The organism is Bifidobacterium scardovii JCM 12489 = DSM 13734 (assembly GCF_001042635.1).
Lineage (GTDB): Bacteria > Actinomycetota > Actinomycetes > Actinomycetales > Bifidobacteriaceae > Bifidobacterium > Bifidobacterium scardovii.
The window spans coordinates 1,989,724-2,009,869 of the sequence record NZ_AP012331.1 but is presented as its reverse complement, the minus strand read 5'-3'; the positions used below and the strand labels follow the sequence as shown (position 1 = coordinate 2,009,869).

The 20,146-nt window shown below is 67.5% G+C and carries 15 protein-coding genes; 10 read left to right on the top strand and 5 right to left on the bottom strand.

Features of this window, described 5'->3' with window-relative positions; genetic code table 11:
- Positions 1-72 precede the first annotated feature (72 nt).
- From BBSC_RS08355 to BBSC_RS08345, 3 genes are read left to right on the top strand one after another with little or no spacing between them, the layout of a single operon-like run.
- Positions 73-1,005 (top strand): carbohydrate ABC transporter permease, encoded by a 933-nt coding sequence (locus BBSC_RS08355; protein ID WP_033518159.1) that lies wholly within the window; start codon positions 73-75, stop codon positions 1,003-1,005.
- The gene (locus BBSC_RS08350) at positions 995-1,912 is read left to right on the top strand and encodes a carbohydrate ABC transporter permease (protein WP_033518125.1); all 918 of its coding nucleotides are present in this window, start codon (positions 995-997) and stop codon (positions 1,910-1,912) included. The genes BBSC_RS08355 and BBSC_RS08350 overlap by 11 nt, the downstream gene beginning before the upstream one ends.
- The gene (locus BBSC_RS08345; protein ID WP_033518123.1) at positions 1,912-3,225 is read left to right on the top strand and encodes an ABC transporter substrate-binding protein; all 1,314 of its coding nucleotides are present in this window, start codon (positions 1,912-1,914) and stop codon (positions 3,223-3,225) included. The genes BBSC_RS08350 and BBSC_RS08345 overlap by 1 nt, the downstream gene beginning before the upstream one ends.
- A gap of 45 nt (positions 3,226-3,270) precedes the next feature.
- Here the strand turns inward: BBSC_RS08345 and BBSC_RS08340 are convergent, their stop codons facing one another.
- A complete protein-coding gene (locus tag BBSC_RS08340; protein WP_033518121.1) occupies positions 3,271-3,906 on the bottom strand; it encodes a hypothetical protein in 636 nt (211 codons plus the stop codon).
- Positions 3,907-3,945: 39 nt separating this feature from the next.
- On the opposite strand from BBSC_RS08340, the gene BBSC_RS08335 reads away from it, so the two are divergent.
- Entirely contained in the window at positions 3,946-4,671 is a 726-nt protein-coding gene (locus BBSC_RS08335; RefSeq protein ID WP_033518120.1) for a lysophospholipid acyltransferase family protein, read from the top strand.
- Positions 4,672-5,085: 414 nt separating this feature from the next.
- Here the strand turns inward: BBSC_RS08335 and BBSC_RS08330 are convergent, their stop codons facing one another.
- Together BBSC_RS08330 and BBSC_RS08325 are read right to left on the bottom strand one after the other, a co-directional pair.
- A complete protein-coding gene (locus tag BBSC_RS08330; protein WP_033518118.1) occupies positions 5,086-7,479 on the bottom strand; it encodes a Stk1 family PASTA domain-containing Ser/Thr kinase in 2,394 nt (797 codons plus the stop codon).
- An 84-nt stretch (positions 7,480-7,563) separates the two neighbouring features.
- Positions 7,564-8,643: a polyprenyl synthetase family protein gene (locus tag BBSC_RS08325; RefSeq protein WP_033518115.1), complete on the bottom strand. Its 1,080-nt coding sequence runs from the start codon at positions 8,641-8,643 to the stop codon at positions 7,564-7,566.
- Between the two features lie 324 nt (positions 8,644-8,967).
- Here BBSC_RS08325 and BBSC_RS12860 point away from each other — a divergent pair, with 324 nt between their 5' ends.
- From BBSC_RS12860 to BBSC_RS08310, 3 genes are all read left to right on the top strand, one after another.
- Positions 8,968-9,999 (top strand): hypothetical protein, encoded by a 1,032-nt coding sequence (locus BBSC_RS12860; RefSeq protein ID WP_051923162.1) that lies wholly within the window; start codon positions 8,968-8,970, stop codon positions 9,997-9,999.
- 171 nt (positions 10,000-10,170) lie between these two features.
- Positions 10,171-11,541: an RNA polymerase sigma factor gene (locus BBSC_RS08315; protein ID WP_033518113.1), complete on the top strand. Its 1,371-nt coding sequence runs from the start codon at positions 10,171-10,173 to the stop codon at positions 11,539-11,541.
- 156 nt (positions 11,542-11,697) lie between these two features.
- A complete protein-coding gene (locus BBSC_RS08310; RefSeq protein ID WP_033518111.1) occupies positions 11,698-14,004 on the top strand; it encodes a DNA gyrase/topoisomerase IV subunit B in 2,307 nt (768 codons plus the stop codon).
- Positions 14,005-14,180: 176 nt separating this feature from the next.
- Here the strand turns inward: BBSC_RS08310 and BBSC_RS08305 are convergent, their stop codons facing one another.
- Both BBSC_RS08305 and BBSC_RS08300 read right to left on the bottom strand, forming a co-directional pair.
- Entirely contained in the window at positions 14,181-14,834 is a 654-nt protein-coding gene (locus BBSC_RS08305; RefSeq protein ID WP_033518109.1) for a potassium channel family protein, read from the bottom strand.
- Positions 14,835-14,920: 86 nt separating this feature from the next.
- The gene (locus tag BBSC_RS08300) at positions 14,921-16,384 is read right to left on the bottom strand and encodes a TrkH family potassium uptake protein (protein WP_033518108.1); all 1,464 of its coding nucleotides are present in this window, start codon (positions 16,382-16,384) and stop codon (positions 14,921-14,923) included.
- Positions 16,385-16,572: 188 nt separating this feature from the next.
- Here BBSC_RS08300 and BBSC_RS08295 point away from each other — a divergent pair, with 188 nt between their 5' ends.
- From BBSC_RS08295 to BBSC_RS08285, 3 genes are all read left to right on the top strand, one after another.
- Positions 16,573-17,538 (top strand): NAD kinase, encoded by a 966-nt coding sequence (locus BBSC_RS08295; RefSeq protein ID WP_046726183.1) that lies wholly within the window; start codon positions 16,573-16,575, stop codon positions 17,536-17,538.
- Positions 17,538-19,310: a DNA repair protein RecN gene (gene recN / locus BBSC_RS08290; protein ID WP_033518106.1), complete on the top strand. Its 1,773-nt coding sequence runs from the start codon at positions 17,538-17,540 to the stop codon at positions 19,308-19,310. The genes BBSC_RS08295 and recN overlap by 1 nt, the downstream gene beginning before the upstream one ends.
- Before the next feature lie 97 nt (positions 19,311-19,407).
- Positions 19,408-20,076, top strand: coding sequence for an HAD family hydrolase (locus BBSC_RS08285; RefSeq protein ID WP_033518104.1), 669 nt, complete (start codon positions 19,408-19,410; stop codon positions 20,074-20,076).
- Positions 20,077-20,146: the final 70 nt, after the last annotated feature.

Genomic DNA, 20,146 nt, shown 5'->3' with positions numbered 1-20,146 from the left:
CACCAAGAAACAAGCCGATATCCTGATACCCATAACCGGCCGATGGAGGCCGGATGCTATGGGAGGAACATCGTGAGTTCGTTTTCGGAATTCGGGGCGCTGGTCGGCAACCGGCACAAACCGAAAGACAAGCCGACCGACACCAAGGTCGCGCTCGGCTTCCTGGCGCCGTGGCTCATCGGCGCCGTCTGCCTGAGCCTGGTCCCCATGCTGTATTCGCTGGCGATTTCATTCACCAAGTACAACATGATCAAAGCGCCCAGGTTCGTCGGTCTGATGAACTACCGGCACATGCTCGCCGACCCGAGATTCGTGAGCTCGCTCAAGGTCACGCTCACCTACGTGGTGATTTCCGTGCCGCTGCAGCTGATCGCCGCGCTGGCGTTGGCGGTGGCGCTCGACCGGGGCATGCGGGGGCTTGCGTTCTACCGTTCCGCGTTCTATCTGCCGTCCATGCTCGGCGGGTCGGTGGCCGTGGCGGTGCTGTGGAAGATGGTGTTCGGCTCCGGCGGCCTGTTCAACGCGCTGCTCAACCTGTTCGGCGCGCACACGGCGATGTCGTGGATCGCGAACCCGGACACGGCCAATTGGACGCTGATCGCCCTGCACGTCTGGCAGTTCGGCTCGCCGATGGTGATCTTCCTGGCCGGCCTGCGCCAGATCCCGCGCGAACTCTACGAGGCCGCCAGCGTGGACGGAGCCGGCACATGGAGGCGGTTCACGGCGATCACCCTGCCGCAGCTGTCGCCGATCATCTTCTTCAATCTGGTGATGAGCGTGATCAACAGCTTCCAGACCTTCACGCAGGCCTACGTGGTCTCCGGCGGCACCGGCGGCCCGAGCGACTCCACGCTGTTCTACACGCTGTATCTCTACCAGCAGGGCTTCGCCTCGCTGCGCATGGGATACGCCTCCGCTCTGGCCTGGATCATGGTGCTTATCGTGGCCGTGCTGACGGGGATCAATTTCGCTCTTTCAAGGTTCTGGGTGCACTATGACGACTGAAACGATGAACAACGGGGCGCCTTCCACTGCGGCGCCCGGCTCCGGCAGCGGCATGAACGGCAACCGCACCCGCGCCGCGCTGCGCGTGGTCGCGGCCGCCGCCAAGCAGATCGCGGTGCTGGCCGTGGCGATCGTCATGCTGTATCCGATCCTGTGGATGATCGCCAGCTCGCTGCGCCCGCAGAGCGAGATCTTCACGAACATGGGTCTCGTGGTCACCAACCCGGTGTGGGAGAACTACGCGGCCGGATGGCACGCGCTGAGCTATCCCTTCGGGCGGTACATCCTCAACTCGCTGATCATCGTCGTGTTCGCGATCGTCGGCAACATCCTCACCTGCGCGATGGCGGCCTACGCCTTCGCCCGGCTCAACTTCCGGTTCCGCGGGGTGCTGTTCGGCTTCATGCTGCTCATGCTCATGGTGCCGATCCACGTGATCGTGATCCCGCAGTACATCATGTGGAACTCGCTGCACCTGATCAACACCTTCGTGCCGCTGATCCTGCCGAAGTTCCTCGCGACCGACGGCTTCTTCACCTTCCTGTTCTACCAGTTCCTGCGCGAGCTCCCACGCGACCTGGACGAGGCCGCCAAACTCGACGGCGCCGGACACATCCGCATCTTCTTCCAGGTGCTGCTGCCCCTGATGAAGCCCGCCATCGGCACCTGCGCGGTGTTCACCTTCATCTGGACGTGGAACGACTTCTTCAGCCAGCTGCTCTACCTGACCAAGCCCGACATGGCCACCGTGCCCATCGCCCTGCGCACCTTCATCGACGCGCAGTCCCAGTCCAACTACGGCCCGATGTTCGCCATGAGCGTCGTCAGCCTGATCCCGCTGTTCCTGGTCTTCACCTTCGGCCAGAAATATTTGGTCCAAGGAATCGCTACGACTGGAGGCAAGTGATGAAGCGTTTGTGGGAAAAGTACTTCGCGGCCGTCATGGCGGCCGTGGCCCTGTGCGTGACCGCGGGATGCGGCACGTCGGTCGGCGCGTCCGACATCCCCGTCGCGCCTTCGGACGGCGACGTGACGATCCGCCTGGACTGGTGGGGCGGCGACGCCCGCGTCAAGGCCACCGAGGAGGCGGTCAAGGGCTTCGAGAAGCGGCACCCGAACATCCACGTCGACACCGAATACTCCGACTGGACCGGATACTGGGACAAGCTCGCCGTGCAGTCCGCGGGCGGCAACGCCCCGGACGTGATGCAGATGGACGAGCTCTACCTCGCCTTCTACGGTTCCATGGGCTCGCTGCTCGACCTCGGCAAGGCGAAGGGCTATCTTGACCTGTCCGGCCTCGACCCGTCCCTCGCCGCGATGGGCAAGGTGGAGGGCAAACAGGTCGCCGCCCCGGCCACCAGCGCGCAATTCGGCGTCATCGTCAACAACGACGTGCTCGACGCGCTGGGGCTCGCCCTGCCCGACACCGACCATTGGACCTGGGATGAGTTCGAGGCCTTCGCCAAGCAGGTGAGCGAGCGCTCCGGCGGGGACATCATCGGCGCCATCGCCCCGAACAACGGCTACGGCCTGCAGCTGTGGGCGCGCCAGCACGGCGAATCCCTGTTCGACGGCAACGCGATCACGATCTCGCCTCAGACGCTGGCCTCGTTCCTGCAGCTGCCGGCCGACTGGGCGGCCAACGGCATCGAAGGCAGCGCGGAACGCTGGAGCGAGAACACGGCGGCCACGCTCAACGACACCGATTTCGGCAAGGGCAAGCAGGCGATGATGATCACGCAGGCCACGATGATCACCCCGTACGCGCAGGCGGCCGGCACGGGCAACATGACCGTGGTACAGCTGCCGCAGGTCACGCCGGGCGCCAGGACGATGTACCTCAAGCCCGGCATGTACTGGGCGGTCTCCTCCGGATCGCAGCATCCGGCCGAGGCGGCGATGCTGGTCGACTACCTGATCAACGACAAGTCGGCCGGCGTGATGCTCGGCACCGAGCGCGGCATCCCCGCGAACGACGATATCCGCGCGATGCTCGCCAAGGACGCGACCGGCACCGACCGAACCTCGCTCGACTTCGTGGACAAGATCGGCCCGACGCTGGGCGACGCACCGCAGATCACGCCCAACGGGGCCTCGGAACTCGATAAGACGATCGTGCGCTACCAGCAGGACGTCGTCTTCGGCAAGCGCACGGCGCTCGCCGCCGCCAAGGCCATGATCGCCGAACTGCAGGAATCGATCGACTTCGCGTCGTGAGCGCCGCGCGCGCCGTGAATGCCGTGTGAGCGCCGTGGCGCCGGGCTACACCCGCGCGCCGTCGTCGAAGTAGTCGTCGCGGGTCTCGCTGTGGCCCTTGTGCCGCAGGATGAGCCCGCCGGCGCCGATCAGCGCGCAGGCGCCGAAGATCGTGCCGAGGATCGCCGCCAGGGCGGGGAAGAACACGCTGGCGATGACGCCGAGCACGCCGACGATCAGCAGGGCCCAGAACACGAGCTTGGTCTTGCTCGCCGGCCCGATCTTGGGGTTCGGCGGCGTGAAGTCGTCGCCGAAGCGGTCCATCACGTCGTCCGTGTCCAGCCAACTGGAGTTCGTGTTGTCGCGCGGGCCTCGTCTGCGCTGGTTCAGCGGCATGATGTCGTCGGTGAACGTGCCGTTGTCCAGATCGCTGACCGACAGCAGCACCTCCTTCTCCTTGCGCTGCGCGTGCTTTTCGAACCGCTTCGCGTTGCGGGAATGCTCCACGTCCTTGAGGTCGTCGGCATGCGCCTGAGCGAACGCGGCCCAATCCGCGTCGAGATCGCCGCTCATGCCGGCGTCCGGGGCGCCTGCGGCGTGCTCGGGGGAGCCGGCAGCACCCTTCGCGCCGTCCGTCTGGTCATTCGACGGCGTGGTGTTTGGCTGCTCGCCGTCCGCATTGCTATTGTTGAGGTCAGTCATACCCACTACTCTAGCGACTGTTTTCGGAAGGGGCGCGCAGTGCTCTACTGGTTTTTCGTCAAAGGACTCGGGCCGATCGCCCGCCATCGTCTCGGACCGACCGCCAAGGGGCTCAACAACGTCCCCCGCACGGGCGGCGGCATCATCGCCGCGAACCATCTGGCGGTCATCGACGACGCGCTGATCCCCATCACCTGCCCGCGCATGGTGCATTTCATGGGCAAGGCCGAATACTTCGAGGGCAAGGGGATCAAGGGCAAGTTCAAGAAATGGTGGTTCACCTCGGTCGGCGTGTTCCCCGTCGACCGTTCGGGCGGTTCCAAGTCGCTCGGCGCGCTCGCGCACGCACGCGAGATCATCGAGGACGGGCACCTGTTCGGTATCCACATCGAGGGCACGCGCAGCCCGGACGGGCGCCTGTACAAGGGGCACACCGGCGCGGCGCGGCTGGCGTTCGAAACCGGCTGCCCGATCATCCCGACCGCGATCATCGGCTCCCGCGAGCTGCAGAAGCCCGGTACGGTGATTCCGGCCAAGGGGCGCACCCAGGTGATCTACGGCACGCCGATCCCGGTGGAGCGCAACGATGCGCCGACGCACGACGAGCTACGCGAGCTCACCGACCGGGTGACGCGCGCGATCCAGGCCATGAGCGGCCAGGAATACGTCGACGAATACGCGCAAAAGGTCAAGGAGCGCCTCAAGGCGCAGGCCGCGGCGGCCGAGCAGGGCGAATCGGCGGCAGAGAACGGGACACGGAGCTGACGACACGACGGATACGGAACTGATATGGGTCGGTGTGGAACGCGATGGGCGTTCCACACCGACCCGCTGCATGCGTGCGCTCCGGCGAAGAACCGAATCGGGCCTTCAGCGGAGCGAATGCGTCAGAATGCGAGTTGTCGGTGCGTGGCCTAACGTACCAGGCCCAATAAACAGTCCCTATTGCGTTGGCTGACACGCTCCCGCTGGCGGGAGCTGGCTCGCGAAGCGAGACTGAGGGTGGCTGAGACGGTATTCGCCAGGTTTCCCGGTCTCGATTGCGGCGTTCCCTCGAGTTGTCGGTGCGCGGCTCGATGGACTCAGCCTGATAAAACGTTATACGCTCGGCGTGTCGTCCTGAAATGGGCGGTATCTCACCGACGGCGCACCGACAACTCGAAGGAACGCCGCATTCCGCTACAGCAGCGACGAATACATGGTGAGGGTGACGGCGTTGGCCTTGCCGTTCTCGTCGCGCAGGCGCACCACGGTGCCGCCCGTCGGGTCCTGCGAGGCGACGAGCTTGTCCTTCGACGAGTCGAGGGTGATCTGGGACTTGACGGTGACCGTGAACCCGAGCTTCTCCAGCGCCGCCTTCGCCGTGCTGGCCTTCTGGCCGACATAGTTCTCCAGTGTGATCGTTTCGGGGCCCTTGGAGACCACCACGTCGACCGCATCGCCCCAATGCAGCTGGTCGCCGGCGTTCTTCGACGCGGAGATCACCTGCCCGGCGGCGATCTTGTCGTCGTACTGCTCGGTGACGTTCGCGGTGAGCTTGAGCTCGTCGAACGCCGACTGCATCTCGTCCTTCGTCTTGCCCACGATATCGGGCATCTCGACCGGCATCGGCCCCTTGGACAGCACCACGGTGATCTGGGTGTTGTGCTTCACCGTGGCGCCCGGATCGGCGCCGTCGATGCTGATCGCCGCGCCGGCCGGCAGGGTCTCCGAATAGACGTCCTGCGATTCGTCGTGCGCGACGTTGTCGAATCCGGCCGTCTTCAGCGCGCCAAGCACGTCCTTGCCGTTGGCGGAGCTCGGGTCGAGGATGTCGGACGGCATGGTCGCGGTCCTCACGCCCTTCGACACGACCACGGTCATCGCGTCGTTGCTCCGCTTGCTGATGCGGTCGCCGACGTTGCCGGGCGTCGCGGAGATGATGTCGCCCTCCGCGATGGTGTCGTCGTACCGCTGCTGTTCCGTGAACGGGATGCCCGACACGTTGAGCGTGCTGCGGTACTTGCTCCAGTTCGCGCCGGCGATGCTGCACGTCTTCCCCTCGGTGCAGCTCACGTCGTCGGGCTGGGGCACGCTCCAGTAGCTGCCCGGGCCGAGGAAATGCCACCACGAGATGCCCCCGCCGACGGAGGCGATGACGAACAGCAGCACCACCACGATGATGAGCGCCTTGCGGGACCGGCGCTTGGGGTGCCCGGCATCCTGAGGCTGCATGGCGGCTGGTTCGCCCGGCTGATCGGGCTCTCCGCCCTGTTCCGTCTGCGGGTCCACCGTGGCGAAGGTCTGGGTCGGAACGTCACGCGTGCCGGCGATCGCGGTTGTCGGATGCGCCGAATCGCCGCTCGGCAGCACCTGGGTCGCGGACGGGGAAACGGGCATATGGCCGCCGTCCGCGGTGCCGAGCACGGCGGTGGCGGTGGACGATGCCTCGGATGGCTGGCCCGCGTTGATGGCCGTGGTCTCGGCGTCGGAAGCGTGCTCCGCCGTATCGGTCCGCGCCGGAGACACTGGCGGTGCCGGGGGAGCCGGGGGAGCGGGCGGGGCCGGCGGCAGCGCGGCTGCCGTCATGATGGCGCTGTCGGCCGGATCGTCGTCGAATCCAAGCGCCAGATCGGCCGGCTCGGTGCCGGCGAGCGTGCCGGCCACGCCGTTCACCGGCACGGCGGCGGTGTCGTGGCCGTTGTCGGCCGCCGGAGCCTTGCGATACGTCCATGCGGGGATGTCGAGCCTGGCGCTCAGCTCGCGCAGCTCGGCGACGGCCGCCGACGCATCGACCGGCCGGTTCTCCACGGCGCGCGCGGTCAGATGCGCGATGAAGGCGGCGACCTGCGGGTCGATGCCGGGGCAGGGGATGGCGACGGAGGGCACGTCCTCGTGCACGTGCTTGAACACCAGCGTCACCGGGTTGTCGGAGACGAACGGCACCTCGCCGGCGAGCATCTCCCACGCCATGATGCCGACCGAATACAGGTCACCCTGCGGGGTGGCCTGGTTGTCCTCGATCATTTCCGGGGCGAGATACGCGGCGGTGCCGAGTAGCATGCCGGTGGACGACAGCGTGGCCTGGGATGCGGCCTTCGCCAGGCCGAAGTCGGTGATCTGCACGTGGCCGCGGTCGTTGAGCAGGATGTTCTCGGGCTTGATGTCGCGGTGCACCACGCCGGCGCGGTGCGCGGACGCCAGCCCGTCCAGGGTCTCGGCGACGATGCGCAGCGTCTCGCGCACGCTGAACGTGCCCTGCTCGTTCATCTCGCGGCGCAGATTCACGCCATGCACGAACTCCATGACCAGGAAGTCCAGTCCGTTCACCTCGCCGGTGTCGTACACCTGCACGATATGCGGGTTGGCGATCGCGGCGGCCGACTTGGCCTCGCGGCGGAAACGCTCGACGAACTGGTCTCGGTGGGGGCCCTGCGCGAGCTGCGTGTGCATGACCTTAATGGCCACGGTACGGTCCAGACGCTCATCCAGGGCCTCATACACCGAGGCCATGCCGCCCTCGGCGATCTTGCGGATGATACGGTAGCGCCCCTCGATCATCTGCCCCTCGGGCGTATATGCGGCTTCACTCATCTGATTCGTCTGGTCCCTCACGTCTATGGAATCTCACCGACAGTTTACATGCAGCCGCCCAACAAGAGGCGAAACGTCGCCAATTTATGCAAGAGGTACAAAACGGGCGCAGGCCTCGGTCAGCGCATCGGCGGATTCCCGGTCCAATCCGAGCGTGCCGATCGCTTCCCTGGCCTCGTTCCACAGGCCGGCGATGCGCTCCTTCGAGCGGCCGACCGCGCCGGTGCTCTCGAACAGTCCGATCGCGCGGCTCACCTCGTCCTCGTCGCGCGCCGGCGCCTCGAACATCGCGATGAGTTCGGCTCGTTCGGCGGGGCTGGCCGCCGCCAGCGCGTCGGCCAGCAGCACCGTGCGCTTGCCCTCGCGGATGTCGCCGCCGATCGGCTTGCCGGTGCGCGCGCTCGAGCCGATCACGTCCAGCAGGTCGTCGACCAGCTGGAACGCCAGCCCGAGCGGCCGGCCGACCGCAAGTGCCTGGCTCCGCGCCTCGGCCGGGGCGCGGCCGGCAGCGAGCAGGGCGAGTTCGATGGGGGCGATGGTGGTGTAGCTGGCGGTCTTCCACCTGAAGACGTTCAGCGAGGCCTGCGCGAGGGCCTGCGGGTCGCTCAGCGACGTCATCTCCACGGCGAGATCGAGCACCTGCCCGATCTCGACCTCGCGGTGCATGGTGAGGAACGAGCCGATGATGGTGTCCGCATTGGGGCAGTGCCTCGCGGCCTTGTTGGCGATGTCGACGCTGGCGGTGGCCAGCAGGTCGCCGAGCATGATGCCCAGGCCGCGGCCGATGGCTTGGCTGCTGGTGGCGTCGGACAGCGCCCGATGGGCGGAGGGCTTGCCCCTCCGCAGATCGGAGTCGTCGATGATGTCGTCGTGCACCAACGCGGCGGTCTGGAACACCTCGATCGCGCAGGCGATGTCCGCCACATGCGAACGGATGCCGGCCCCGGAGCCCGCGCCCGTGGCCGAGGCCGCGTCGAAGGCGCTCAGCACGAGCAGGGCGCGCAGGCGCTTGCCCCCCTCGCTGGAGGTCACCGCCTGGTTGATGACCTCGTCAAGCACCGATCGGCATGCGGGGTCGACCACCTCGCCCGTCGCCGCGGCATGGCGGCGAACCAGTTCGGCGATTCGTGATTCGATGAGGGTCCGGTCTGTCTGCGTGCACATGCCTCAAGGTTATCCACATGCATTGTCGAAATACAAGATCGGCGGATTTCCGGGGCTGGCAGGCCTCCGACCACAACGGCCGAAAACCACCGTGCGCATGGCGCCGTTCCGGCATAGTGGAGGCACGCGCATGCGCGCGGGACGTAACCAGTCAAGGAGGACCGAATCATGTACCGGACACGACACGCTGACACCGCATCGGGCACGCCATCGAGGGGCGCGCCGTTTGGAAGCGCACCGATGGAGGATCTTGGGGAACCCCGGCCGAGGGGACCGGTGCCGGTGGGGCCGGTGCCGATAGGGCCGCCAGGACGGCTGCCGTCCATGCACGCGCGGCACTGCCGCCGCGCGAACGATCCGATGCTCGACGCCGGCGATCTGCGCGACCTGACGATGCGGTTCCGCGCCGCCCGCCTCGAGTACGGTACGGTCGTCGCCGACGCGCGATGGGTGGACGCGCCATTCGGCGATTGGCTGGACATTCTCGACGGCGTCGCCGCCGTCCGCGGCGACGGGGGAGGGCCGGAGAGCCGCTGCGATGGTTGCCGCTGCGATGGTTGCCGCAGTGCCGATTGCGGCGCCGGTGACGATGCCGATGACGATATCGGCGGTGATGCCGGCTGCGGTGATGCGGACTGTGACGATGCCGTTTGCGGCGGTGCCGGCCGGGATGATGCCGGCCGGAATGATGCCGATGACGGCGACGTCGGCTGTGGCGACTCCGGTTGTGATGATTCCGGTTGTGGCGGCTCGGGTCGTGGTGGCTCGGGCTGCGGCGGTGCCGGCGATGCCGGCCGCGCCGGCCGGGCAGGGGACTCCCCGATCGAATTCATCGAATCGCCGGATGGCTTCGCCGATGCTCCTGGCGCCGGCGAGGCCGCGGCGTACTGCCGTTGCCCGCTGTGCTGCCCGCCGCTGAGCCGGGACAGCGTCGCCGCGTTCGCGGTCGGCATGCATGAGGCGCTGTCCATCCGCGATGCGGTGATCCTGTCGCTGGTCGCCGGCCGAGGCTGCGACAAGCCCCTGATGGTCGCCTTCGCGGCCGATCCGCACGCCGAGCGGTCCAGGGCGCGCATGGGCGCGATGCTGTCGCAGGCCTTCGAAAACGCGGAATCCGTGCCGGACTGCGTGCGGTGCGGCCGGGGCATCGGCATGCTGCTGCGGATCGCGTCCCTGGTGCCGGAGTGGTTGCGGCCGCAGCCGTTCGCCGTGATCTCGTACGTGCTGTGGTGGCTGGACGACGACCGGTCGTCGGCGTACGCGTGGCGGTGCCTGGATCTGGACGGGGGCTGCCTGCTGGCGAGCATGGTGCTGGGCATGCTGGAGCGCGGCGTCCGGCCGGCGTGGTGCCGTTGATTCCGGGGCCACCGGCGCGTTCCGAGGGGCGATCGGCGGACACGGTCGGCGAAAATGGGAATAATCGTCCTTGGAGGATGGTTAACTCCCAATAGTTGACGATTTGCCCTTGCTAGAAGTGCGCCCTATGTGGTATAAGCGCGTATGGCAGGATCACGCAGGAGGATGAGTTTGGCCAAGAAGGATGCGAAGGCAACGACGGACAATGCTGAGCAGCTCGACAAGGCGACATCCACGAAGAGGAAGGCCGCCTCGGCTGGCCGCAAGCCTTCGAGGAAAGGCGCCACGAAGAAGGCCGCGTCCGACACCGCCCGCAAGGTGACGGCGAAGGAGGATCCGATCACCGCGAACGATCCCGATGTCGGCGAGGACGTGCTGGACGACGAGGACCAGGACGGCGAGGCCGACCTCGACGATCTGGAGGACGACGAGTCCGGCCTGGACGACGAGGACGAGGGCGACGAGGAGCTGGACGAGGATTCCGACATCGCCGACGACGAGGACGAGGTCAAGCGCAAGGAGCCCGAGACGCCCAAGGAAAAGGGCGCGTTCGTCGTGCGCGACGACGATGACGACGACAACCTGACCCCCTCGGGCAACCCCAAGCGCCGGGTCATCGCGGCCGGCGCCACCGCCGACCCCGTCAAGGACTACCTCAAGCAGATCGGCCGCGTGAGCCTGCTGAACGCCGAGCAGGAGGTCGACCTGTCCGAGCGCATCGAGGCCGGCCTGTACGCGCAGCACCTGCTGGACACCCAGAGCGAGGGCATGGACTTCAAGCGCAAGCGCGAGCTCAAGTGGGCCGCGTCCGACGGCAAGAAGGCCAAGGACCACCTGCTCGAGGCCAACCTGCGACTCGTGGTGTCGCTCGCCAAGCGGTACACCGGCCGCGGCATGCTCTTCCTCGATCTGATCCAGGAGGGCAACCTCGGCCTGATCCGCGCCGTCGAGAAGTTCGACTGGAAGAAGGGCTTCAAGTTCTCGACCTACGCCACGTGGTGGATCCGCCAGGCCATCACCCGCGCCATGGCCGACCAGGCCCGCACCATCCGCGTGCCCGTGCACATGGTCGAGGTCATCAACAAGCTGTCCCGCGTGCAGCGCCAGATGCTGCAGGACCTGGGCCGCGAGCCCACGCCCGACGAGCTGGCGCGCGAGCTCGACATGCCGGTCGAAAAGGTGCAGGAGGTGCAGAAGTACGGTCGCGAGCCGATCTCGCTGCACACCCCGCTGGGCGAGGATGGCGATTCCGAGTTCGGCGACCTGATCGAGGACACCGACGCCATCGCGCCGTCCGACGCGGTCGCGTTCTCACTGCTGCAGGAGCAGTTCAAGCAGGTGCTGGAGACGCTGTCCCCGCGTGAGGCCGGCGTGATCCGCATGCGCTACGGCCTCGAGGACGGCCAGCCGAAGACGCTCGACGACATCGGCCGCGTGTATGGCGTGACGCGTGAGCGCATCCGCCAGATCGAGTCGAAGACCATGTCGAAGCTGCGCCACCCCTCGCGTTCGCAGACCCTGAGCGACTTCCTCGACCAGTGACCGGCTGCCGCGCCGGCCGCCGATACGACCCTTTCGGGCGCGCGATCGCCCGGACGGGCCGGGCGTTGCGCCGGACGGTTCCTGTGTGCGCGCCGTCGCCTCGGATGATGCCATCCGAGGCGGCACGGCGCATGTTGTGATGCGATAAGGAGAACTATGGCCAAGGAAAGCTATGGCGCCGATAGCCTTACCGTGCTGGAGGGGCTTGACGCGGTGCGCAAGCGCCCCGGCATGTACATCGGCACCACCGACAGCCAGGGCCTGATGCACTGCCTGTGGGAGATCATCGACAATTCGGTCGACGAGGCGCTGGCCGGCGCCTGCGACCGCATCACCGTGACCCTGCATACGGACGGATCGGTCGAGGTCGCCGACAACGGCCGCGGCATCCCCGTGGACGTCGAGCCCAAGACCGGCCTCACCGGCGTCGAGGTCGTGCTCACCAAGCTGCATGCCGGCGCCAAGTTCGGCAACGCTTCCTACAATGCGGCCGGCGGCCTGCACGGCGTCGGCTCGTCCGTCGTCAACGCGCTGAGCTCGCGCCTCGACGTCGAGGTCGACCGCGACGGCAAGACGCACCACATGGCGTTCCATCAGGGACATCCCGGCGTGTACACGGACGCGGATCCGGCCAACCCGTTCCCCGACTCGCCTTTCAAGCGCACCCGCAAGAACCGGCCGACCGAGCTGGAGATCATCGGCAAGGTCAGCCCGAAGACGACCGGCACCCGGATCCGGTACTGGGCGGACCCCGAAATCTTCAACGACACGGCCGAATTCAGCTATGAGCAGCTCATCGACCGCGTGCGCCAGACCAGCTTCCTCGTGCCGGGGCTGAAGATCACCGTCATCGACGAGACCGTTCCCGAAACCGGCGACGAATCGGTCGACGAACTGCGTGAGGTCGACGACGCCGCCATGCCGGAAGAGCAGGCCTCCCCGGAGGCCGGCGACGCTGTCGCACACGAATCCGAATCCGACGGAGCGGACGCTGGGACCGAGGACGGCGGCGCCTCCCCGGATATCCCGTCCGCCGCGGTCACGCTCGCCAAGTCCGACGCCGCGAACCACGCGCACCGCCGCGTCGAGGAGTTCTGCCACACCGGCGGCGTCAGGGACTTCGTGGACTTCCTCTCGCAGGGCGAGCCGGTGTCCGACATCTGGCGCATCACCGGCGAGGACACGTACGTCGAGGAGACACAGGCCGTCGGCGAGGGCGGCGAGCTGCACGCGCAGAAGGAGACGCGCACCTGCGGCGTCGACATCGCGCTGCGCTGGGTGAACGGCTACGACACCGTGATGCGCAGCTTCGTCAACGTGGTCGAGACGCCGGGCGGCGGCATGCACGTCGACGGCTTCCTGCTGGGAATCACCAAGCAGGTGCGCAAGACCGTCGAGGACAACGCGCGCAAGCTCAAGGTGAACCTCAAGGACTCCAACACGCGCATCGAGCGCGACGACATCCTGGCCGGCCTGGTGGCCGTGGTCACCGTGCGCATCGCCGAGCCGCAGTTCCAGGGGCAGACCAAGGACGTGCTCGGCACCGCCCCGGTCAAGCCGATCGTCACCAGGATGACCGACAAGCAGTTCGGCGAGCTGATCACCGGCTCCAAGCGCGGCTACAAGGAGCAGTCCGGCCGCGTGCTCGAGAAGATCGTCGGCGAGATGCACGCCCGCATCCAGGCGCGCAAGACCAAGGAGGTCACGCGGCGCAAGAACGCGCTCGAATCCGCGTCCATGCCGCCGAAGCTCTCCGACTGCCAGCCGGGCAACGACGACGTGGCCGAACTGTTCATCGTCGAGGGCGATTCCGCGCTCGGCACCGCCAAGGCGGCCCGCAACTCCGCGTTCCAGGCGCTGCTGCCGATCCGAGGCAAGATCCTCAACGTGCAGAAGGCCAGCCTCTCGCAGATGCTGTCCAACAAGGAGTGCGCGGCCATCATCCAGGTGGTCGGCGCCGGGTCGGGGGCCAGCTTCGACATCGAACAGGCGCGGTACAACAAAGTCATCATGATGACCGATGCCGACGTCGACGGCGCGCACATCCGCATCCTGCTGCTCACCCTGTTCTACCGGTACATGCGCCCGCTCATCGAGCACGGGCACGTGTACGCCGCCGTGCCGCCGCTGCACCGCATCGCGCTCGCCGGATCGCACAAGGGCGAGGTGATCTACACGTATTCCGACGACGAGCTCGCCGGCAAGCTCGCCGAGCTCGACCGCAAGCGCATCGCCTACAACCCCGACATCCAGCGCTACAAGGGTCTCGGCGAGATGGACGCCGACCAGCTGGCCGACACCACGATGGACCCGCGCACGCGCATGCTGCGCCGCATCCGCATGGAGGACGCCGCCGAGGCGAGCGGGATCTTCAGCCTGCTCATGGGCGACGACGTGCCCCCGCGCAAGGCCTTCATCGTCGACAACGCCGACGACTTCGACCGCTCCAAGATCGACACCTGATCGGTGTGGCGGCGCGACGGCGGCGCCGCGTCAGTGCGGCAGCGGGTCTGGCTCCCCTCTCGGAGGGGAGCTGTCGGCGTAGCCGACTGAGGGGAGCAAAACCAGCAGGAGACCTGATATCAGGCTCTTCTGGATCTGCTCCCCTCCGAGAGGGGAGCCAGACCCGTCATGGCGTGCTATCCGTGGATGAACTTGTCGATCTGGTCCTCCTTGCCCATGATGATGAGCTCGTCGTTGCGGTGCATGGTCAGTTCCTTGGAACCGTATTCGAATTCCTTGCCCGGCGACTTGATGCCGACCACGGTGATGCCGTAGCGCTCGTGCACGCGCGCGTCCTCGATGCTGTAGCCGACCACGTGCGGGGGCGTGTGGATCTTGACGACGGTGTGCGCGCCCTCGATCTCGATGTAGTCGAGATAGTTGCCGCTCACCAGATGCCCGACGCGCTTGCCGGCGTCGGTCTCCGCGTTGATGATGTGGCGCGCGCCGATGCGCTGCAGGATGCGCGCGTGCTCCTTCGACACGGACTTCGCCCAGATATCGGAGATACCGGCGTCCAGCAGGTTGCCGGTGGTGATCACCGACGCCTCGACGCTGTCGCCGATCGCGACGATCGCGGTGCTGAAATCGGTGGCGTTGAGCTGCTCCACGGCGAGCACGTCCGTCATGTCGGCCTGCACGGTCGGGACCTGCGACGACCAGCGGTTGACCAGTCCCGGGTCCTTGTCGACGGCGAGCACGTCCTGCCCCATCGCGTCGAGCGTGGTCGCCACCGAGCTGCCGAAGCGGCCCAGCCCGACCACCAGCACGCTTCTGCTGTTATCGGCCATGATCGCCCGTTCCTTTCCTTGCCTTCGAACTCGTTACCGGCTTCATTATCGTATGCCGCCGCGGCCGGCCCGCGGAGCCCCGCGCGTCACCCGACGACCAGCGGCTCGGTCGGGTAGCGCACCGCCTCGAGCGCGCGCGGTCGGCTGATCGAATAGGCGATCGTCATCGGCCCGAGGCGGCCGACCACCATGGTGACGGCGAGGATCGCCAGCGCCGCGGGATTGTCCTCGCGGGCCACGCCGACCGAATATCCGCCGAGGCCGAACGCCGAGCAGGCGTCGAACAGGGCGTTGGACAGCGTCGCGCCGGACACTAGCATCAGCCCGACCGACGCCGCGAGCACGAGCATCAGGCAGGTGGTGGTGATGCTGACCGCCGTCATCGCCACATTCGTGTGGATGCGCTTGCGGAACGCGGTGACGTCCTTGTGTCCGGTGAACGAGGCACGGCAGACGAGCAGGATCACCGCGAAGGTGGTGACGCGGATGCCGCCGGCCGTGGAGGTGCTGCCTCCGCCGACGAACATGACCGCGCTCATGAACACCTTGGTGGCCTCGCTCACCTGCGGCACCCACGACAGGTCGAAGCCCGAGCTGCGCGGCATGACGGCCGCCACCACCGCATGCCGCAGACGGGTCTCCACGTCCGCGTCGCGGAACAGGAACGGGTTGTCCCATTCGACCAGCAGGAACCAGGTCAGCGAGGCGGCGACGATGAGGAAGGTCATGGCCAGCGTCACCTTGGTGTGCAGGCTCCAGCGCCGCGGCGGCGTGTGGTTGCGGGCGCAGCGCATGAGGTTGAGCAGCACCGGGAAGCCGAGCGTGCCGCAGAACGCGGAGAGCATGATCGGCATGCCGACGGCCCAGTCGTTGACGTGCAGCCCGGCGCCGTCCGGCGTGAAACCGGCGTTGTTGTACGACATGACGGCGAAGAACAGCGCCTCCCAGCCGGTTTTGCCCCAGTCGCCCTTGTTGACGTGCAACAGGCCGGGGAACAGGGCGAAGAAGGTGATGGACTCGATGACGAAGGTGGTGGTGACGACCACGGCGAGCACGCCCCTGATCTCGCTGAGCTTGGTGGTGCCGAGCTCGCTGGCGGTGAGCAGCCGCTGGGTGGCCTTCATGTGGTGGTTCACGGCCAGCGCGATCATCGAGGCGAAGGTCATGACGCCGAGGCCGCCCATCTGCACGGACACCAGCAGCACCGCCTGGCCGAAGGTGGTCCAGTGCGTGGTGGAGTTGACGATCGAGATGCCGCAGGTCGACAGCGCCGAGACGGCGGTGAACAGCGCGGTGGAGAACGAGGTCGTCTCGGTTTTCGGCGTGGAGGGCGGCAGCAGCAGCATGGTCGTCGAGACGACCACCAGCAGCAGGAAGTAGATGATGGTCAGCCGGCCGGGATGCGAGATCATCCGGTGGGTGAAGGTGTGCCGGTGCGGGCGGCGCTCCTCGGCCGCCGCCTTCTCGAAGGTGTCGCCGGAGAACCACCAGGCGTATCCCCGCGAGGCCTCGCGGTTGGAGGAGGACTCGTCAAAGACGAGATTCGACATCGGTCCTTCTCCTTCGCGGTGCGCCGGCTCACGGATTCCTCAGGTCATTGTATGCCCAGTGTATGAGAACGTGGGGGTCTGCGACATGCCCCGACATGCCCCGACATGCGAACATGTGTTCGAAATTCGGTTGGTTCGGTTAGAATTGGATGGTGTCCGGCGTCTTGGCAGAAACAAAGGGGATGGCGATGAGCGGTGCTCGACATGCGGTGGTGGTGACGCACGCGCGGCTGCGCGAAAGCGGCACGGTGATTGCCGAGGCCGTGGAGCAGCTGAGACAGTCCGGATTCGAGGTCACGGTGGTGGACAACGCCAACGCCCCGGATTTCGGCACCCCCTCGCCCGTGGTCAAGGACAACACGGAGATCGTGGTGGTGCTCGGCGGCGACGGCACGATCCTGCGCGCCGCCGAACTCGTGCACTGCACCCGCGTGCCGATTCTGGGCGTCAACCTCGGCCACGTCGGTTTCCTCGCCGAGTTCGAGAGCTTCCAGATGAGCGAGGCGATCCGGCGCGTCGCCGACCACGACTATTCGATCGACGAGCGCATGATCGCGCATGTGGACGTGTGGCTGCCGGGCGCGAGCAGGCCGCTGGAGGACTGGGCGCTCAACGACATCACGCTCGAGCGCGCCGACCGCGGCAAGATGGTCGAGCTGTCGATCCGCGTGGACGATGTGGAGATGAGCTCGTTCGGGTGCGACGGCGTGATCGTGTCCACGCCGACCGGGTCGACCGCCTACGCGTTCTCGGCCGGCGGGCCGATCATGTGGCCGAACGTGCAGGCGCTGCAGCTGATTCCGCTGGCCGCCCACGCGCTGTTCGCCAGGCCGCTGATCATCGGCGCCGGATCGACCTTCGCGATTGACATCCTGGACGATTCGATGTCCGACGGGTGGATCTGCTGCGACGGGCGTCGGCAGCGGGCCCTGCCCAAGGGCACGCGCGTCGAGGTACGCCAGTCGAAGGACACGCTGCGTTTGGCGCGACTGTCCGGCGTGCCGTTCACGAACCGCCTCGTCACGAAATTCGATCTGCCGGTCGTCGGCTGGCGCGAGCATGCGCGTGGCGCGGACCAGCCGGTACGCCACGGCCATGTGTTCCCCGACGGCATCGGCAGGCTGCACAGCGCGCATGGGGAGGACGGCCGCTGATGCTTGAGGAACTGGAGATCCGTGATCTCGGCCCGATTCGTCATGCCCTGCTGACCCCCGCGGTCGGCATGACGGCGATCACCGGCGAGACCGGTGCCGGCAAATCGATGCTGCTCAGCGCGATCAAGCTGATTTCCGGCGGCGCGGCCGACGCCGGCCGCGTGTCCGCCGACGCGAAGGAGGCGTGGGCGCAGGGCGTGTTCGCGGTGTCGGGCGGCGTCGCCGGCGGTGATGAAGGTGATGAACAGGAGCAGGCTTCCGCTCCCGTGCGCATCGCGCGGGACGCCGGCATCGAGCCGGAGGACGGCGAACTGTTCCTGTCGCGCACCGTGCCGGTGTCCGGCAGGTCGCGCGCCGTGGTGAACGGCCGCAGCGTGCCCCGCGCCGTGCTCGGCGCGCTGTCGGGCGAACTGGTGACGATCCACGGGCAGGCCGATCAGCTGCGCATCGCCTCGCCGGCTCGCCAGCGCGAATTCCTCGATTCGGTGGCCGGTGACGATCGCGAGCTCGCCGACTACCGCAAGGCGTGGGACGCGTTGCAGGCGATGGACGGGCGGCTGGAACGACTGCGCAATCAGGAGGCGTCGGCCCGGCAGCAGGCCGACTACCTGCGCGAATCCATCGAACGCATCAATCGCGTCGACCCGCAGCCGGGGGAGGACGAGGAGCTCAAGGCCAAGAGGTCGCGCATCGAGAACGCCGCCGACATCGCGCAGGGCGTCGGGACCGCGCTCGGCGCGCTGGACGCGTCGCAGATGGACGTCGACACCGACGCCCTGGGCGCCGGCGAGCTCATCAACCATGCGGCGCAGTCGCTGCGCGCGATCCGCGCCGACGGCGATTTCTCCGAGCTGGCCGATCGGCTGGACTCCATCAACGCCGATCTGTCGGACGTCGTGTACTCGCTGAGCCGGGACCGCGATGTGGAGGGCGATGTGGCCGATCTCGACGAGATCAACGCGCGCATCCACGAGCTGGGCGAGCTGACCCGCCGGTGGGGTCCGACCTTGGGCGACGTGATCGAGTGGCGCGACAAGGCCGTGTTCGAGGTGGAGGATCTCGACGCCTCGCCCGAGAAGGTCGCCGAACTCGAGGGGGAGCGCAAGGCACTGTACGCCGCGGCGATGGAGGCCGCCGACCGGTTGGGCGCGGCGCGTACGGCCGCCGCCGCGTCGCTTGCCTCGACGGTTACGGGGGAACTGTCGTCGCTGGCCATGGACGGCGCCGTGCTCGAGATCCGTGTGCGTCGCCGTGGCGGCGCCGGCAAAACGGCGACATGGCCGCTCGACGCGAACGGCGCCGACGACATCGCGTTCCTGTTCACGCCGTACGAGGGCGCGCCCGAGCTGCCGATGGGCAAAAGCGCGTCCGGCGGCGAGCTGAGCCGACTCATGCTGGCCATGGAACTGGCCGCCGCCGATCGGCGGTCGGGCAGCGCCGCGCCCATGACCTTCATCTTCGACGAGGTCGACGCCGGCGTCGGCGGCAAGACGGCGGTCGAACTCGGCCGGCGCCTGGCGCGGCTCGCGCGCACCGCGCAGGTCGTCGTCGTCACGCACCTGGCGCAGGTCGCCAGTTGGGCGGACGCGCAGTTCGTCGTCACCAAGGAGCCTCCGGATGCGGACGACGACGCGGTCGGCGTCGTCACCACCGTCGCCGAGGTGCGCGGCGACGAGCGTGTGCGCGAGATCGCCCGCATGCTGTCCGGCTCCGAGTCCGAGGCGTCGCTCGACCACGCGCGCGAGCTGCTCGCCTCGTCGAGCCTGGACTGACGGGCGCTCCCGGCGAAACCGATCGAGGGAACGGGGAATGCTCTCGACTCCACCTTCGGCTACGCTCGGGATGAACGAATGTGGTGAAGGAGGGGTTATGGCCGACGGTGCGATCAATGCCGGCAAGGGCGCGATCTTCGATCTCGACGGCACGCTGCTCGACTCGATGGGCGTGTGGGACCAGGTCGACATCGACTTTCTCGGCCGGCGCGGTATCCCCGTGCCGCCCGACTACATGGTCAAGGTCGCGTCCATGCAGTTCCAGCAGATCGCCGAATACACGATCGCCCGCTTCGGGCTACCCGACACGCCCGACCAGCTCATGCGGGAGTGGGACGACATGGCCCGCGTCTCCTATTCCACGGTGGTGGAGGCCAAGCCGCACGCGCGGGAGTATCTGACCAGGCTGCGCGCTTCCGGCGCGAAGCTCGCCGTCGCCACGTCCCTGCCGCCGGCGTTGCGCGAGCCGGCGATGAAGCACGTCGGCATCTTCGAATGCTTCGACACGGTCGTCAGCGTCGACGACGTGGGCGACATCGGCAAGGACCGCCCCGACGTGTACCTGCTGGCGGCCTCGCGCCTGGGCGTTGCGCCGCGGGACTGCACGGTGTTCGAGGACCTGCTGGTCGGCATGCGGTCGGCCAAGTCGGTCGGCATGGCGGTCTGGGCCATGCACGACGACTCGTCCGACCACGACTGGCCCGCCATCTGCGATCTCGCCGACGGCGTGCTCTTCGACTTCGCCGACGCCCCGGAGGCGCTGTAGCGGCGGCGTGACGCCCCATGACCGCCTCCGGCCGCCGCGATGGATCATGGCGGTCGGAGGCGTTGACATG

Excerpts from the sequence above, each read along its gene's own strand:
- BBSC_RS08285 (WP_033518104.1), top strand. The coding sequence starts at position 19,408 with ATGGCCGACGGTGCGATCAATGCCGGCAAGGGCGCGATCTTCGATCTC.
- BBSC_RS08300 (WP_033518108.1), bottom strand. The coding sequence starts at position 16,384 with ATGTCGAATCTCGTCTTTGACGAGTCCTCCTCCAACCGCGAGGCCTCG.
- recN (WP_033518106.1), top strand. The coding sequence starts at position 17,538 with ATGCTTGAGGAACTGGAGATCCGTGATCTCGGCCCGATTCGTCATGCC.
- BBSC_RS08310 (WP_033518111.1), top strand. The coding sequence starts at position 11,698 with ATGGCCAAGGAAAGCTATGGCGCCGATAGCCTTACCGTGCTGGAGGGG.
- BBSC_RS08295 (WP_046726183.1), top strand. The coding sequence starts at position 16,573 with ATGAGCGGTGCTCGACATGCGGTGGTGGTGACGCACGCGCGGCTGCGC.
- BBSC_RS08340 (WP_033518121.1), bottom strand. The coding sequence starts at position 3,906 with ATGACTGACCTCAACAATAGCAATGCGGACGGCGAGCAGCCAAACACC.
- BBSC_RS08350 (WP_033518125.1), top strand. The coding sequence starts at position 995 with ATGACGACTGAAACGATGAACAACGGGGCGCCTTCCACTGCGGCGCCC.
- BBSC_RS08305 (WP_033518109.1), bottom strand. The coding sequence starts at position 14,834 with ATGGCCGATAACAGCAGAAGCGTGCTGGTGGTCGGGCTGGGCCGCTTC.
- BBSC_RS12860 (WP_051923162.1), top strand. The coding sequence starts at position 8,968 with ATGCACGCGCGGCACTGCCGCCGCGCGAACGATCCGATGCTCGACGCC.
- BBSC_RS08330 (WP_033518118.1), bottom strand. The coding sequence starts at position 7,479 with ATGAGTGAAGCCGCATATACGCCCGAGGGGCAGATGATCGAGGGGCGC.
- BBSC_RS08325 (WP_033518115.1), bottom strand. The coding sequence starts at position 8,643 with ATGTGCACGCAGACAGACCGGACCCTCATCGAATCACGAATCGCCGAA.
- BBSC_RS08345 (WP_033518123.1), top strand. The coding sequence starts at position 1,912 with ATGAAGCGTTTGTGGGAAAAGTACTTCGCGGCCGTCATGGCGGCCGTG.